The following is a 15,422-nucleotide window of genomic DNA, read 5'->3' as shown; positions in this document are numbered from 1 at the left end:
CCCCGACAGGCGTTCCGGGCCTCGCTGTTGTGTGACGCCTACGGCTTGGCTGACGAGGTGATCGGGGATCCGGCCGGGGTTGCGGAGTCCGGCGCCTCCGCGTAGTCGGGCAGTTCGATGCCGTTGAGTGCGCGCCCGACCAGCTCGGTGAACCATGCGCTGGCGAAATCGGGGCGCGGCTCGGCGTCTGGCCCGGGGACGTCGCGGCTGCGGGCGTTCAATCGGCCGATCTCCTGGTTGGCTTCGACGAACGAGCGCATCCGTGCCTCGTAGCGGGCGAACCCGGTGTCGGGGTCCCACTCGGCGGCGGCCAGCTCTCCGGCCAGCAGGTAGGCGCCGACCAGTGCCAGCCCGGTGCCCTGTCCGGACATCGGTGACGAGCTGAACGCCGCGTCCCCGAGCAGCCCCACCCGTCCGCTCGACCAGCGGTCCATCACCACCTGGGCGACCTGATCGAGGTAGAAGTCCGGGGTGTCGTCCAGGTGCGCGAGGATGCCGGGGGCCAGCCAGCCCAGGCCCGCCATCCGCTCACGCAGCAGGCGCTTTTGGGCCGCGACGTCACGGTGGTCGACGTCGAAGTCAGCCGAGGCGGAGTAGAACATGGCCATGGCCCGCCTGGCGTCCTGGATGGGGCGCAGGAGGGCCGCGCGCCCGGACTCCTGGTCCTGGTACTCGAGCAGCCAGCGGTCCAGAGCGAACTCGTTGGGCACACTGTAGAAGGCCAGCACGTGCCCGAGGTGGCGCAGGAACTGCTCATGCGGCCCGAAGACCATCGCCCGCAGCTCCGAGTGCAGCCCGTCGGCCCCGACCACCAGGTCGAAGCGCCGCCGGTCGCCGCCCGCGAAGACCACGTCGACCCCGTCGGCGTCCTGGGCGAGCTCGGCGATCCGGTCGCCGAAGATGTACTCGACGCCGTCGCGGGTGTCGTCGTAGAGCACCTGGGACAGGTCCCCGCGCAGGATCTCGATGTCCGCGATGAACCCGTCGCCGCCGTCGTCGTCCGCGCGGAAGGTCTCCAGCACCTGCCCGTCCGCGTCCACGGTGTGCGCGCCGGCTGTGTCGGTGCACGCCGCGCGGACCGCCGCGTCCAGCCCCATGCGCCTGAGGACCTCCCTGGCGACCCCGCGTGCGTCCACCGCCTGCCCGCCGGGACGCAGCTCGGGAGCCCGCTCCACCACGGTCACCTCGGCCCCCCGCCGGCGCAGCCAGTGAGCCAGGGCGGGTCCCGCGATGCTCGCCCCCGCCACCAACACCCTGGGACCGCCCACCCGCATCCCCTGCTCGCCCGTCCGGATCGTGCGCTCCGGCCCGGAGTCGTCGACGCCCATCACTGCCTCCACGTGCTTCCTCCCGCGCTGGAACGTTCCCAGCACAGACCCACCGCTATCGGTGGATCCAGGGTGTGGACTGCGGACCCGCACACAACTCATCGCTACGGCCCGACTTAGCTAAAGATGAAGCCACCAGGAAACACACGTTCGTGCAGTGGCTCAGCGTCGAACCGAGGGTGAGAAGCGGCAATCGCGGCCTCAAGCGCTCGGTACTCGGCCAACGGCATGATGGAGTCCCCGAAGTAGTCGTGTCCGACCTCCAGGTGTGGGCGAAACACCGGCGGCGGAACGACCCGCTCATCCCGGAGCTGAGCCCATGCCGCCCCCAGGAAGGCTCGCCCCGCGTCATGTAGGCGCCTGTCACCATCATTCACTCGCTCAGCATGAACGATCGTGTAGTCGCGGCACCGCGAGTTCGGCGAAGGTGCCGACGCGGACCATCACCACATCCAACCCGAGGCGCACGACCCGGAATTCAACGTCGGCGAAGAGCGACCCGGGATCCAGTCAGGCCCCGGGACTTCGTGCTCCCGCTGCGGACGCGTGGCGCGCGCCCGCGGTCCGGGAAGCCACCATGACTGAACAACGGGCCGCTGCCTGAGCTCCCTACCCACCGCTCCCTCCCCACGCCCGCCCCACGGGTGACACCCCGCCAGGGCTCTCGGCGCGTCGGGGCACAGAGCCACAAAAGGGATAGATACGGCAAGTCCTCTCCCGCGAGAGCCGCCGGGACACCGCACGGGCCGTCGCCCGCACGGCGGGGCCGTAGCCTGCGTCCGGGAACCCCGGGCTGGGCGCGACGACCGACAGCGCCGCTACCACCTCGTCCCCGTCTCGCACTGGCGCGGCCACCGTACTCAGCTGCCAGGGACGGCTCTGCCGGCCGACGGCGTAGCCACTCCGCCGCACCTCCGCGAGCGCACGGCGCAGATCGGCGGGAGTACGGATGTCGTCGTCCCCGTCTCCGGGTTCGTAGCCGGCGATGACCTGGTCCTGCACGGTCGGCGGCGCGAAAGCGAGCAGCACGAGCCCCACGCCGGTGGATGCCAGCAGGAGGCGGCCGCCCACGCGGTAGCGCACGGAACTGGCGTCGAGCGCAGAGAGCCGCTCGACGAGCAGGGCCTCCCCCTGGTCGCGCACGGCGAGCAGCACGTGCTGATAGGCGACCGCATACCTGAGAGCCAGGACCGTTCGAGCCCTCTACAGGAGTGGACGGCGCTTGGCTTCCGGCGGCACCACATCCAGTCAGATGATCGGATCGTTGTTGTTCGTGGTCCAAGCCATCCGCAGGGATCACCTCTCATCGCGCCCGGAGCCTTCGAGTATTTGCCAAGACCGACGGCCCTGCGGATTGCTGGGGTCACGAACGGCTAATCGGATGCTGGGCCATCGAGCCCTTCCATTAGGGAGACGCGTGATCCTGCGCGGCTGCGACCAGCAGCAATGCATTCTGAAACAACAGGACGTGAGAGCACATCATGGACGTGTACTGCGGGATCGGCTGGGCCAGTGACCATCACGATGTCGCCCTGGTCGGCCACGACGGAGCTCTATTGGCCAAGGCCCGGATCGGGGACGACACCGCGGGCCTGCAACCACTGATCGACCTGCTCATCGCCCGCGACGACGCGGCAGACCGGGGAGTCGTAGCAGCGGCAGTACCAGACACTGCCGCCCGCGGGTGTCGGGCTGGGCGGCCCGACCTCCCGCGGCTTTCCCGCTCTCCAGCTCCTGACGCTTGGGCTCGCTGCCTCTCGGCTGCTCAATCACCCGTACGCCGTGGAACGTGGCGTGGGTGCTCGTCGACTGCGAGCGCAGCGCGGCGCCGTCGTATCAAGAGCCAGCCAGATGGGCCGCACGGCCTTTTGCGTCGGACAAGTGAGTTATCCGGAGTCCAGAACGCCGGGTCACGCCGACTACTGGGGAGGTCCCACGTCCACCCGCCGCGCCGGGGCGGGGTGATCCCGGACAGGTCCGCGAAGTAGGTGCTCAGGCACCGGCGCAGTTCGGCGACGTAGAAGTCGACGGTGACTTGCTGAAGGTCTTGCTTCCCGCCTGCAGAACGGCGCCGCGGTTCGCCGACGCGCGAACAGCAAAGCAAGGCAGGGGTGTTGTTCGGGCAAATCTGTCGTCAGGGCTGCCTGCCGTACCGCGGGGTGGCGGTAGCTTCAGGATGCCGACCTTTCCTTGGGGGATCCACATGCACCACCGCCGTCTTGCTGTCACCGTCACCGCCCTCGCCGTGGCCATATTTTCGACTGCCTGTTCCGGCGCCGGGTCGGCCTCGGACGCGAAACACTCGGCGGCGCCGTCGAGCCCGGCCGCCAACGCACAGAGCCCGGCCGCGGGTGCTCCGGCGACCCTGCCCTACGGTCCGGGTCCGCAGGCCAAGTACACCGTTCAGGCGCAGGCGTCGGCCGGGTCGTGCCATGCCGGCACCAGCAACGGTCAGCCGTTGCCGGATCCGAAGTGCACGCCGGGCGCGCTGAATCCGAAGGTCACCCCGGCGACGTTGAAAGAGACGATCTGCAAGTCCGGGTATACGTCGACGATCCGCCCGCCCGCCGCGATCACCGGGGCGGAGAAGACCGCGAACGCCAAGTCATACGGCTACACCGGCAGTCTCCATGATGCCGAGGAGGACCACCTGGTCTCCCTGGAGCTCGGCGGCGACCCGAATGATCCGCGCAATCTGTGGGTCGAGCCGCCGTCCCCCGGTCACAAGCCCGGCGCCGGCCCCAACAACCCTAAAGACGCCGTCGAGTCGAAACTGCACACCGCGATCTGCACCGGCAAAACCCAGCTCGCCGCCGCGCAGAACGCGATCGCCACGGACTGGCCCAACGCACTCGCCAAACTTGGCCTCAGCTAGAGCGCGAGCAGCTGAGGCGGGTGCCCGTCGGCCGCGCAGCCGTGGAAGCGGCTACGGACTGAGCTTGTGCTTTATGGTCTGAGTCAATTTCGTTCGATGATGCTCTCGGGTCGTTTCGCGGTCTTGCCCACGTCGTAGCGGGTGGCGGGCCGCGGGTTCTTCGAGCCAAGTGGCCTGCCAGAGCCGGGAGTTGGGGGTTCGGTGCGCGGGCCGGACTGTGCAGATGCAGGCGGAGGTTCCGAAGCCCCCGGCGGACTCGGGCGGGGGTGAGTCGGCCGGGCTCGGCGGGCTTCTCCCACGGCCGCCGCAATTCGGCGGCGGCTTCGCGCAGAAGACGGATCTGGGTGTGCGCGGCGATGATCAGCCAGGTCCAGCGCTCGCCGGCCTCAGGGGTTCGCAGCTTCGGACGGGCGCATACCTAAGGGATCCTGGGAGATGGTCGCCGCGACGATCCGCACGATCTTCGCGCAGACAGACCGCGAGGCCGTCCGGTCTCAACTCGACGTCGCTGCCTACCTGCTGGCCCGGCAGTTCCCCCAGGTCGAAGGAGATGCTGCTGGAGGCCACGGACGACATCGCCGCCTTCGCAGGCCTCCCTGCCGGGCACTGGAAGAAGATCTGGGGAACGAACCCCATCGAGCGATTGAACCGCGAGGCCAAACGCCGGGCCGACGCGGTGTTCCTCAACCCCGCCGCCCTCGAGCGGCTGGCTGGCGCGGTCCTGGCCGAACTCCACGACGACAACACCGACTTCACCCCGAGTAACCACCCAGCCGAACTACCCGGACCGGCTTCCACACCACACCAACGGACATGACCCAGGCGGAGTGTCCGGGATCCGGCGCCGGATTCAGGGCCTCAGGTCGCCTTCTGGGTTAGCAGGTGCGTTTTGTAGGCCTCGCCGTACGTGCTGGTGGGTGTGCCGTCCCAGTCCGTGATCAGGTCATTGCCACCGCTGGCGCACGCACCCCACGGATTCCATGTCCAGGCCAGGTAGCCGACGCTCTTGCTGTCCGCCCAGTTCGTCACCTGGTCGAGGTAGTCGTGGTTACAGGTGTTCTGGCCGATCTCGCCGGCCGTGACCGGAACCTTGGCCGCGACCGCGCCGATCTGGCTGTCCCAACAGGCGGCCGTCACGCAGGCGTTGAAGTTGTACGAGTGCCACGAGGCCATGACGTTGCCGGTCGGGTCGGCCGGCTTGTAGGTCAGCCATTGCGTGAGGTCGTTGGTCCAGGTGAGGCCGCCGGTCATGACCACATTGGTGGAGCCGGTGGCCCGTACCGCGTTGACGAGGGTCTGCATCCCGGCGACCTTGTAGTCGATGCCCGTGCAGGTGCCGCCGTCACGCAGGCACGTCCAAGCCTCGGTGGCATCGGCCCAGTTGTTCGCGGCGTCCGGGTAGGGCTCGTTGAACAGGTCGAATACGACCGCGTCGTTGCCCCTGAACATCTGAGCCACCTGGGTCCAGAAGTCCGGTGCGTACTGTGCGTCCGGCATCGGCTTCTGGCAGGTCGCCTTGGCGTCTGGGCAACCGGCGCCCGGACCGCCGTACTGGCCGTAGGTCCAGTGCAGATCCAGGATCGGGTTGATCCCGTTGGCCACGAGCAGATCCGCATAGTCCTTGACCGCCTGCCGGTACGCCGCGCCGCTGACGCCGCCCGCAGGCACATCGGCGGCGCCCAACCAGCACTCCTCGTTCAGCGGCAGACGGACCGCGTGGATGTTCCACGCCTTCATCGCGTCGACACTCGCCTGGTCCGCCGGGCCGTCCCACATGGGCTTCCCCTGGAAGCAGGCGTACTCGCCGCCGGAGCGGTCGGCGCCCAGCAGCCGGTAGGTGGCGCCGCTCGCGGTCTGGAGGTGGTTGCCCGAGACGTGCAGGGCAGGGGCCGGGCCGCCGGTGTCCTGGCCGGTGACGGTCACCTTGGCGGGGGCGGTGGTCCTCGTCGCGCCGCCGTCGTCGATGGCACGCGCGCTGAGCGCGTAGCTGCCGCGGGTGACGTTCGTCCAGGCGAAGGTGTACGGGGCGGTCGTGTCCGAGCCGATGACCGTGCTGCCGTTCAGGAACTCGACCCTGCTGATCGAGCCGTCCGCGTCGCTTGCCGTCGCCGCCAGGTCGATGGTGGCAGGGGCCGCGAACGAGGCGCCGTCCTGCGGGCTGGTCAGGCTGACCGAGGGGGGCGTGTTTCCGGATGGCGCGCCGGTGCAGGGCGTGCCATTGAGTGCGAAGTCGACCGGCTGCAGCAACGGGCTGGTCGGCGCGGAACCCGCGGTGGAGCGGGTCCACTCGCCTTGCAGACCAACGCTGGTGCTGGTCTGGTCCGTAGCGATGGCGCCGTTCCAGCCGGCGTCGCTGGCGGTGACCGACGTTGTCCCGGTGAAGGTCGCGTTCCAGCCGCCGGTGGCGGTCTGACCGCTCGGCATCGTGAACGTCAGCTTCCAATGGGTGGTCGGATCACCGAGGTTCTTGATGGCGAGCGTGGTGTTGAAGCCTCCCGATGTGGGCGTCGACTGCCAGGTGCTCGGATTCTGATAGGTCACTTCACAACCGGTGGTCGCCGCTGCGGCCGAGGACGGAACAGCCGCCACACCTGCCGCGATCAGCACCGTCGCGGCCAAGCCTGCCGTGATACGGATTCTTCGGTGGAGCATGGGGGTCTCCTCACTCAATTGGGGTGCACCGATGTCTCCGTCCGGGTTGCCGCGCACGGGCCGCCGCGCCCAAGGCGCCCACGGAAGCCCGTGTGGAAATCCGGGGGAGGTGTGGATCCTGATGCGTGGGAGCGCTCCCAAACTGCTGTAGCTCCATGCACCTGTCAAGACCTCGCGCCGACGTTGCCCAAGGCCCGCGGGGCAAGGGGGCGGAGGTGTCGGCGGCGACCTGCAAGGTCCCACCGCTGGATCATGGTGTTGAGCTCGGCGAGGGTGTCGACTTCCGGGACGGAGACGAGGTGGTTTCGGGGGAACCAGGTCCGGTGCAGATCCGGCGGGAGAATTTGAGACCCGCGTCGGCGAACGCGGCGCGCTCTTGGTCATCGTCGGCCGCGACGCAATTCTTGCGGCAGGAAAAGCGGGCGAGGGAGGCGGCAGGGCCGGCAAGGCGACGAGCGATCCGATGGACTCGCTTTTGTTGATCACCTGTTTGAGGGTGGACTGCCGGACCGGTGACACAGGCGGGGACCGCCAGGCTGCGCCCCAGGCAGCCAAGCCCCTGGCGGCGAGCACGCCCCGGCCCAGCCGCCAGCCGCCAGCCGCCAGCCGCCATAGGAAACGGACGACTCTCCCGCGGGTTCATTCCGCGCTCCAGCGGAGGAACGTGCAGGCCGGCGCTTCGGGGTTACCGTCGCCAGCGTCTGCGTCGGAGCGCCGTCCAGGTGGTCGATCAGGGCGGCCAGGGCCAGGAGATCGTCGGTGCGGAACGGACTGCGGCCCGCGGCGAGGATGACGACTCCCGGACTACGGTTGCCGCGGCAGGGAGAAGCCGTCCGGTCCGGTGCCGCCGACCGATCCGCGATCCGCGCCGCAAGCCGTGGCTGGACCAGCACGGGAACGGTCGTGGCGCCTACGCGGGCGGGGCGGCTCCACCAGTTCCGTCGAAGGAGGCGGAGAGCGCGGCGGCCACCAACGGCGACACTGCCACAACGGCCACCCGCGACCGAGGAGTTCGTCAAAGCGGTTGAAACCCTCGTTGCCCGCTACGGCATCTGGCATGGTGCTTGCCATGACCGCTGACGGCACAGTCCGGGTCACCGGGCAAATATCCATCGACCGGTCACAGTTCTGGGTCCAAGACTGCGGCCCATCGCCGGACGCCGTCGAGGAGCTGTCCGACAGCCTGGACGTTGACACAGAGCACCCTGTGGCTGTCGGCTGCGGTCGCGCACATTTCTTGAGCAACGCGCAGGATCACAGGTGCACGATCCATTTGGAGCTGCGCCCGCTGCCACCCCAGCACCTCGATGCTCCGTGGACGGCACTCGGGTCCTGGGACTTCCGGACTCGAGATGGCGATGTCCGCGTGTATGTCATTTCCGGGCCCGAGGGCCCTAGGCTGCAGCTGGCCGGAGGCGGCCACTACACTCTGCACGCTTTCCGGAAGTGGGGGGAGACAGCGCGTGCCCGATTCGATGCCGCGCGGTCCACGGGCGTCATCCCTGATGACCTCGAAGAATATCTCGTGGTCTTTACACCCCTGCAACCGACGCGCTGGGGGCCGGGACCGCAGGATCTTCCTGCGGTCCCCGCCCCCCATTAGCCAGCCGGGACTTCGGCTTCTAGCTGTTCACCACAAGATGTTCATGCCAAATGCATCGCCGTTCAGGATCCGGTCCGCGCCGTACCAGGTGCTGAGGCGACTCCCCGCCTTCTGGTTCTGAGTCGAGTCGACGTACATGACCGAGAAGTTTCCGTCGCCCAGGCCCGCCCCCTCCCAGGATGAGGCAAACGGGTACTCGTCGCAGTCCGTGCCTGCCGGACGGGTAAGCCTGGCACAGGCGCGGTCCTTCTCGGCCCTGTTCTTGTTCGAGCGTTCCTTCGCGGCGGCATCGTATCCGGCATACAGGCGGTGGATCAGGCTCGGCGGATTGGCACGGATGTTGCCGGGGATGACCTTCGGCCGGTTGTCCGGTCGTGGCGGGAAGGTGATCTGCGGGAAGTCCAGGGCGAAGTAGAGGTGAATCGCCACGCCCGCGACGAGCTTGTCTGTCATGTGATACGTCATGTACGGGGTGACTCGGTCGAAGATCGCCCCTGCGGCCGGCCGCGCAAGATATGTGGAGGAGTCATAGCGGGCCCCGGCCGATGGCCCGTCGCTCCATACCGTAGGTCCCTCCGCACCGATCGCCTGGTAGTGGTTGTTCCACACGCACGTCGCGATGTCGTCGAGGCCCTGTCCCGAGCCCTTGGGTGATGTCAGGTTAAACCCCATGAAGATGCCAGGCCATGCTGCGACCGGGGCGGAATACGGATGCGTGGCATCGGTCCCACAGGACCGCGCCGACGGCCATCCGCCGGCGGTGACGTCCCAGGAAAGCACTGACGCGCCATCGAACACGCCCGTGGGCTTCATGTTGGTGAGCTGGACGTCCATCTGGATGTCGCGTGCGTCGCCGAAGCCGAGTCCGACTTCGGTCTCGGTGAAGGTGACGGTGCCCGCGACCCGCCCGTCCCCCTCCAGTTGCACGACCCGGTCGGTTCCCCAGCGGCAGAAGTGGAAGTGGTCGATCACCTCTCCCTGGTCCCGGTGCCCGAGCGGGCGTTTACGGCAGGCGTCGAAGTCGACGACAGCATTCGGCCTGGTGGTCTTACGGGTCACCGCGGGCGCTTCCGGGTCAGCCTCGTAGGTCTGTTGTTGTTCCAGCGCGAGGCGGGCTTCGCTGGCAGGGGTGCTCGGCTTGGGCGCGGACGGCGTGCTCGCCCCTGGTAATTCGGCCACGGCACCGGGGGCAGAGGGCGACGCAGCGGGAGCGTGATACACGCTGCCTATGGCTGGCGCGGGCGTCGACTCTGCCAGTCGCATCCACACAGTCTTGTTTGCGGAGGGCTTATCGGTGGCCGCTGCACTCGGAGCTGCTAATCCGCCGACCAGTCCCACCAGCCCCAACGCGGACAGCATGATTCGTCTGAGCTTCATGTTTCCCCCGTCTGTCTTCAGTTGTGTACGGATCACCGGATACGGAAGTTGGCTTACCAACAGCGCCCTCCGCAGCAGATGAAGCGGACATCACACTGACCCCTCCCAATTTGGAAGTGAAGGCGAATTCCAGCCACAAAGCCGATCTCCGCCATGCGGTGACCGGTGAGGATTCGCCAACGCGGCCCGCCCATGGGCGCGCTGCCACAGGCCGGCGGCAGGTGGCAGGTGGCAGGTGGCAGGCCGCCAACCCTCGCCCACCGGCAGCCCATCGCACTCAAGACAAGGTGTCCACGATCAAGGTGGCGGGCCTTCAGGCGGCTGCGCCCGCCCCGGCCCGTCGGCGTCGGACGTAGGCGAGGGTGAGGACAGCGACCAGGGGGCCCCAGGCCAGCAGGGGGGCGTAGCAGGCGTCCATGATCAGGCCGGCTGTTCCGTGCGGGAAGTCGGGGTTGGCCAGTGGCCCTACGGAAACCAGTGTCACCGCCGCGCACAGGCCCGTGACCACGAGGGCGCCCGTGGCGGCGGGTATGACGCCGGCCAGCAGCGGGATGTGGCGGCCGCCCAACCACGGTATCCAGTGCGGCACTTGTTCGCCCCAGGGCCGCACCAGGCCGAGGACCAGGCAGGCAGCCGCCTGCGAGGCCACGGACAGGATCAGCACGTAGACCATGATCGGCGTCCCCCGGTAGAGAGACCCGAGCCCTCCGGTGAATCCGACGTCCACGCCGAACCCGAGGGAACGGTGCACCACACGACCGCCCAGGCCACCCACACCGCCCACCGGGGTGCGACGATCCGGACGCCCCGCGCGGGCAACCTGAACTGACGGGGCATCACGAACTCCCCCAAGAGCGGGCCGAATCAACTCCTTCAGCGTTTCAGCGCCTGTCACACGGCGGCATCATCCGCCAGTCCAGAGCCACTCCCCCACGCGCGGCTCCTGCCTCCTCCCCCCCGGAGGACCCGATCGCGGCCCGGCGAACCACCGTGGTGCATCAGCATCAGTCGATAAACCTTCAAGTCAACGCTCTGCCACCCGAGCAGCACAGCAGGCCTCAGTCAGTTCCTGGACGACATGGCGTGTCCCGTTCGCGGCCCCCGGGGGCCCGGTGATGATCGCGCGCTGGGTACAGCTCCGGGTGGCCCAGTTCGCCGACAACCTCGCGGCCGCGCGCGTCTACTTCAGCGAGGCCGGAACAGTACGCGCCCGCACAGCCACCCCGGCAGCGCGAACGCCGCAGCGCCTGGCACCAGTCAGAGCCTCCCCGCAACCAACCGCGAACACACGCGGCGGCAGGGAGATCAGCCAACGCGCCCCGGCCAACGCCGCAGCAGCCCCCGGACGGGCGGGACGGCACCGCCACGTGGCCACCGGCGCGGCCGCCTCGTGACCAACAGCCCTGTCCTTGGGCCCGTGAAGAACCGTGGGGCATCCGCGGCGGAGTCCACCCCGTTTGCCAGGTGGAGGCGGGGGCAGGCACGGATCGTGCTTCGGACCGCAGGCACGCTCCGCAGGACCCGTATGTCCTGGGCGCGTTCCCACTCCGGACTTGCCCTGTACACGCGAGGTTCGGCGGCGTCACCCAGCCACCCGACGACGTGCAGGAGACCAGCGCCATGACCGTCACCGCCATCAGCCGTCACCACAGCCACGACGACGCCCCCGACACTGCCGAAGCCTTCGCCCGCATCAACACCCTCGACGAGGGGCCCGAGCGGGACGCGCTGCGCGAGGACCTGGTGGCCCAGTGGCTGCCGATGGCGCGGCGTCTGGCGGGCAGGTACCGCAACCGCGGCGCCGACCTCGAAGACCTCTACCAGGTCGCCGCGATGGGCCTGGTCAAGGCCGTCGACCGCTACGAAGCCGCCCGCGGCGCGTTCGAGTCCTACGCCATACCGACCATCACCGGCGAACTCAAACGCCACTTCCGCGACGCCCTGTGGTCCGTGCACGTCCCACGCCGTGTCCAGGAGCTCCGCAACAAGGTCCGCATAGCCCGCAGCGAACTCCAGGCCGCCCAGCCGGGTGAGCCGACGATCGCCGAACTGGCCGCGCAGTGCGGGCTCGGCGAGGACGAGGTCCGCGACGGACTCGAAGCGCTGCAGACCTTCAAGAGCCTCTCCCTGGACGCCGAATCCACCGGAAACGGGACCGAGGGCGAGGGCATGGCGCTGGCCGACAGCCTCGGCACCACCGAGCCCGGCTTCGACACCGTCATCGACCGCGAGGCCGTCAAGCCCGCCCTGCGCGCCCTGCCCGAGCGCGAGTCGAAGATCCTGTACATGCGGTTCTTCCAGGACAAGACCCAACACCAGATCGCCTCGGAGCTCGGCCTCTCCCAGATGCACATCTCCCGCCTGATCACCCGCGCCTGCAGCCGCGTACACGAACAAGCCCTCGCCGCACACCACAACGCCGCCTGACTTCGGACCCGTCGTCCGCGTCGGCTGGAACTCGCGGCTGAGCCGCCCGGGTGGTGCGCTCCGCGTCCGTGGCGGCGGCTCTGGCCGGCTGCGGGTCCCGGCTGGTTCCGCACTGCAGGCGTGATCGTGCCGCTTCGGAGCAGGCGTCGCATGTGCCCCACGTGCCGCCGAACCTGCTCACGCAAGTTCGGCACGCCCTCGAAGAGGCAGAGTTCCACCCGGCTGACGACTACACCAGCAGCCCCGGACTCGCTGTCACCCAGGTCCCCGACGGCGTGATCGTGAAATGGACCGCCTCGCACGGCTTCACCGCTCTCACGCGGGACCAGCCAGGAACATCGGGCGCCAGCATGCAAGCGGCAGTCCAGGCCGCGATCTCCGGCCTGCTGATCCAACTGGGCCACACTACGAACGGGCCCGCGCCACCCGGGGCTTGACAGTTTGGCAGCTCCACGGGGTTGGTAGAGCCCGATGAGGGATGCCCTCCACCCAGCCGAGATATGCAGGCGTCCAGATCAGGTCGGCTTCTTGCGCCTGTGCGACCTGCGTCGTGGCCGAGATCAGCGTTGGCTGGCAGGCTTGCTGGGAAGTTCAGTGCGACTGCCCTGGCAGGAGTAGACGATCTCCACGGAACCACCGGGGAGAGCACGTTCGCGTTGGAAGGCCAGCCTGGTGTCGGCGCTGAGCATGGGCGTCAGTTGGGTTTGAACGTTTTCACTCTCCGGCGCCCACCGCCCACCCGCGGGCGTCCAGCCGCCCACTGGCGCCCGCCGCGATCAGGTGTGGCGGTCGGCCTGGCTGGCCGCGTACACCACCATCGAAGCCCGCGAGACGGACCCCGCTGGCTGACCGGAGAGGTCTTTCACCGGCCGCCAGGCCTTGAATTCGTCCGAGTAGTGCTTCATCGCCATCGGCGGTCTCCTCGCTGCCTCCAGATCAAGCAGATCCAGTATCAGCGTGTCCACCACTCAGGGGAGGTCCCCGGAGCCTTTCTGCCGCCTGCATTCTGGGAGCCGCGCCCAGGGCTGGCCTGCTTACTTGCGGTCGTGGAGGAAGGCCGGGATGTCGGCTCGGGTGGGGTAGTCGGGCAGGGGTGCGGGTTTGCCCTGGAGGAATGCGGTGATGGCGGCGACTGCTCGTTGGTCGTTGTCGCCCAGGCCGTTCCACATATGGTGGCCGACGCCGGGCATGTACTGGGTTCGCTGGATGGCGGGGTTGCCCGCGAGGACGGTCGTCTCCCACTGCCGGACCTGGGAGGAGCACTCGGCGATCATCAGCATCGCGGGTGTCCGGGAACGCCTCAACTGAGGGGCAATGGAGGGCGAGTCCTTGACCGTCTGCTGGATGCGGAGGCTCGCGGCGGCGCTGAAGGAGAAGTTGTTCGCCGTGTCCTCGACCGGAATGCGGTGCGCGTCCTGTGCGCAGTAGCCGGACGCGGTGTCGCTGCCGAGGTCGGCGGCGGTGAAGGCGTTGTCGCCCTCCGCCTGGCCTGCCAGCCCGTTGTCCGGGCTGAGCAGTCCGAGCCGCAGGAGGCCGAACGCGACCGCGTACCGCGGGACATGTGTGGAGCGCGGTCCGGTCATGGCCGGTGCGATGCCGCGCGCGGACGGTCGGCCCTTGTCCCCCGCGATGCGGGCGGTGGGGCCGTCCATCGGTCCCGGCTCGGCGATGACCGCCCGGTGCAGGTGGGCGGCGATGGCCGGGTCGGCCAGCGCGCGGGTGAGCACAACCGCACCCGCGGAGAATCCCAGCACGTCGACGCCCTGGCCGAACGTGCCGACGAGGGCGCCGAGGTCCTGGACGGAGCGGGTGATCGTGTACTGGTCCATGGGCAGCAGGTCGCTGCGTCCGCCGCCGGCCTGTTCGTAGGCGTAGACGTTGTAGCCCTGTCCCGCGAGGCGCTGCAGGAAGTGGTGGTCGAGCAGGGAGATGCCGCGCACCGGCCCACCGTTGAGGTAGACGAGCGGCACGCTGTGCCTGGGGCTGTTGCCGGTGGGCGGGTAGTGGTAGACCGCGACTCGGCTGCCGGTCGACAGGCGCCAGTGCTCGGTGGCCACGAACGACAGGGCGGGCGGGTAGCGGCGCGTCGTCGGGACGGTCGGGACGCACACCGACAGCGTCAGGGCCGCCGCGACGAACACCGGCAGGAAGGGCACCAGCCGTCCCCGCCACGAGCGGCGGCGACCCCGCCACAGCGCTGCGAAAACCGCGACCCCGACCGTTGCGGACCATGCGGCAAGCCCCGATCCCCGGCCGTCGGTCGCGATGACCAGTGCGAGGAAGAGGGCGGCCAGCCCCGCCACCGCGGCAGCAGCCGCGAGCAGTCGGCCGGCAAAGCGGAAGGAACGTAGGACGGATGGTGGCATGACGCTTCCCCCAGTGTTTTAAAACGCTGTTTTGAAACGATGTTATCAGTACGGCTAAACTGCTCCCCGTGGGACGACCGAGAACGAACGACACCGCCGTCAGAGAACGCCTCGTGGCATGCGCGACGGAGATGTTCGCCACCCGCCCCCAGGAGTCCGTCACGGTGCGCGCGCTGGCCACCGCCGCCGGAACGTCGACGGCCGCCGTGTACACGCTCTTCGACGGGAAGGACGGCCTGGTCCGCGAGGTGCGCGACCAGGCGGTCGCGGGCCTGTTCCAGCACCTGACGGCGGTTCCCCGCTCGGAGAACGCCCTGAAGGACCTGGACGCGCTGGCCGCGGCATACCGCCACTGGGGACGCGAACACCGCCACCTGTACACGGTGCTGTTCGGCGGCGCGCAGTCCTTCGTCCCCTCGAACCGGGTCGGCGACCACGACCCGGTACGGCCACTGATCGCGGCGATCGACCGCGCCGTGGCCGACCACCTCGTCGCCGGCGACACCACACAGATCGCCGTCTCCCTGTGGGTCGCCCTGCACGGGCTCGTGACCCTCGAACTCACCGGCAGCCTCAACGGCACCGCAGCCACGACCGCGTTCCGGTCAACCATCGACGCCATCCTGCGCGGCTGGGCACCCCCCGCCCCTTCCCACAGCCCCCGACACACACACCCCACACCCTGAAACCCCCACCAACCACCACACGCACACGACCGGCAGAAAGCCGAACCAACTCGACGCGCCCCCGGAGCGCCTGTCCAACCGGACGGCGAACGCAAGGACTCCTACGAG

General features: G+C 68.9%; 11 protein-coding genes and 2 pseudogenes. 5 read left to right on the top strand and 8 right to left on the bottom strand.

Annotated features, from left to right (window positions below; all coding sequences use genetic code 11):
• Nucleotides 1–38: 38 nt before the first annotated feature.
• Together OG522_RS35885 and OG522_RS35880 are read right to left on the bottom strand one after the other, a co-directional pair.
• A complete protein-coding gene (locus tag OG522_RS35885) occupies nucleotides 39–1,340 on the bottom strand; it encodes an FAD-dependent monooxygenase (protein WP_329467207.1) in 1,302 nt (433 codons plus the stop codon).
• Nucleotides 1,341–1,937: 597 nt separating this feature from the next.
• A complete protein-coding gene (locus tag OG522_RS35880) occupies nucleotides 1,938–2,471 on the bottom strand; it encodes an IclR family transcriptional regulator (RefSeq protein ID WP_329467206.1) in 534 nt (177 codons plus the stop codon).
• A gap of 1,060 nt (nucleotides 2,472–3,531) precedes the next feature.
• Between OG522_RS35880 and OG522_RS35870 the strand changes: the two genes are divergently transcribed.
• Complete coding sequence (locus tag OG522_RS35870) at nucleotides 3,532–4,203, top strand: hypothetical protein (protein ID WP_329467205.1); 672 nt, start codon at nucleotides 3,532–3,534, stop codon at nucleotides 4,201–4,203.
• An 83-nt stretch (nucleotides 4,204–4,286) separates the two neighbouring features.
• Here the strand turns inward: OG522_RS35870 and OG522_RS35865 are convergent.
• A pseudogene (locus OG522_RS35865) lies at nucleotides 4,287–4,612 on the bottom strand (NF041680 family putative transposase); the annotation flags it as partial.
• Nucleotides 4,613–4,614: 2 nt separating this feature from the next.
• On the opposite strand from OG522_RS35865, the pseudogene OG522_RS35860 reads away from it, so the two are divergent.
• A pseudogene (locus tag OG522_RS35860) lies at nucleotides 4,615–4,945 on the top strand (transposase); the annotation flags it as partial.
• Nucleotides 4,946–5,061: 116 nt separating this feature from the next.
• Here the strand turns inward: OG522_RS35860 and OG522_RS35855 are convergent.
• The 3 genes from OG522_RS35855 to OG522_RS35845 all read right to left on the bottom strand — a co-directional run bounded on the left by OG522_RS35855 (nucleotide 5,062) and on the right by OG522_RS35845 (nucleotide 10,586).
• Complete coding sequence (locus tag OG522_RS35855; RefSeq protein WP_329467204.1) at nucleotides 5,062–6,855, bottom strand: cellulase family glycosylhydrolase; 1,794 nt, start codon at nucleotides 6,853–6,855, stop codon at nucleotides 5,062–5,064.
• Between the two features lie 1,630 nt (nucleotides 6,856–8,485).
• Complete coding sequence (locus OG522_RS35850) at nucleotides 8,486–9,835, bottom strand: NucA/NucB deoxyribonuclease domain-containing protein (RefSeq protein ID WP_329467203.1); 1,350 nt, start codon at nucleotides 9,833–9,835, stop codon at nucleotides 8,486–8,488.
• Between the two features lie 313 nt (nucleotides 9,836–10,148).
• On the bottom strand, nucleotides 10,149–10,586 hold the full coding sequence (locus tag OG522_RS35845) for a hypothetical protein (RefSeq protein ID WP_329467202.1): 438 nt from the start codon (nucleotides 10,584–10,586) through the stop codon (nucleotides 10,149–10,151).
• 869 nt (nucleotides 10,587–11,455) lie between these two features.
• Between OG522_RS35845 and OG522_RS35840 the strand changes: the two genes are divergently transcribed.
• Together OG522_RS35840 and OG522_RS35835 are read left to right on the top strand one after the other, a co-directional pair.
• Nucleotides 11,456–12,262, top strand: a complete 807-nt coding sequence (locus OG522_RS35840; RefSeq protein ID WP_329467201.1) for a SigB/SigF/SigG family RNA polymerase sigma factor — start codon at nucleotides 11,456–11,458, stop codon at nucleotides 12,260–12,262.
• A gap of 161 nt (nucleotides 12,263–12,423) precedes the next feature.
• A complete protein-coding gene (locus OG522_RS35835) occupies nucleotides 12,424–12,699 on the top strand; it encodes a hypothetical protein (protein ID WP_329467200.1) in 276 nt (91 codons plus the stop codon).
• Nucleotides 12,700–13,038: 339 nt separating this feature from the next.
• Here the strand turns inward: OG522_RS35835 and OG522_RS35830 are convergent, their stop codons facing one another.
• Together OG522_RS35830 and OG522_RS35825 are read right to left on the bottom strand one after the other, a co-directional pair.
• Complete coding sequence (locus OG522_RS35830; RefSeq protein ID WP_329467199.1) at nucleotides 13,039–13,173, bottom strand: hypothetical protein; 135 nt, start codon at nucleotides 13,171–13,173, stop codon at nucleotides 13,039–13,041.
• Between the two features lie 123 nt (nucleotides 13,174–13,296).
• Nucleotides 13,297–14,628, bottom strand: coding sequence for an alpha/beta hydrolase (locus OG522_RS35825; RefSeq protein ID WP_329467198.1), 1,332 nt, complete (start codon nucleotides 14,626–14,628; stop codon nucleotides 13,297–13,299).
• Nucleotides 14,629–14,696: 68 nt separating this feature from the next.
• Between OG522_RS35825 and OG522_RS35820 the strand changes: the two genes are divergently transcribed.
• On the top strand, nucleotides 14,697–15,314 hold the full coding sequence (locus OG522_RS35820) for a TetR/AcrR family transcriptional regulator (protein ID WP_329467197.1): 618 nt from the start codon (nucleotides 14,697–14,699) through the stop codon (nucleotides 15,312–15,314).
• The last annotated feature ends 108 nt before the right edge of the window (nucleotides 15,315–15,422 follow it).

Origin of the sequence: Streptomyces sp. NBC_01431 (assembly GCF_036231355.1) — a bacterium.
Classification (GTDB): Bacteria; Actinomycetota; Actinomycetes; order Streptomycetales; family Streptomycetaceae; genus Streptomyces.
This window is presented reverse-complemented; position numbering and strand designations above follow the sequence as displayed.

What these genes read in the sequence shown, in the direction of transcription:
- OG522_RS35825 (WP_329467198.1), bottom strand. Translation starts at nt 14,628, where the DNA reads ATGCCACCATCCGTCCTACGTTCCTTCCGCTTTGCCGGCCGACTGCTC.
- OG522_RS35840 (WP_329467201.1), top strand. Translation starts at nt 11,456, where the DNA reads ATGACCGTCACCGCCATCAGCCGTCACCACAGCCACGACGACGCCCCC.
- OG522_RS35850 (WP_329467203.1), bottom strand. Translation starts at nt 9,835, where the DNA reads ATGAAGCTCAGACGAATCATGCTGTCCGCGTTGGGGCTGGTGGGACTG.
- OG522_RS35855 (WP_329467204.1), bottom strand. Translation starts at nt 6,855, where the DNA reads ATGCTCCACCGAAGAATCCGTATCACGGCAGGCTTGGCCGCGACGGTG.
- OG522_RS35870 (WP_329467205.1), top strand. Translation starts at nt 3,532, where the DNA reads ATGCACCACCGCCGTCTTGCTGTCACCGTCACCGCCCTCGCCGTGGCC.
- OG522_RS35830 (WP_329467199.1), bottom strand. Translation starts at nt 13,173, where the DNA reads ATGGCGATGAAGCACTACTCGGACGAATTCAAGGCCTGGCGGCCGGTG.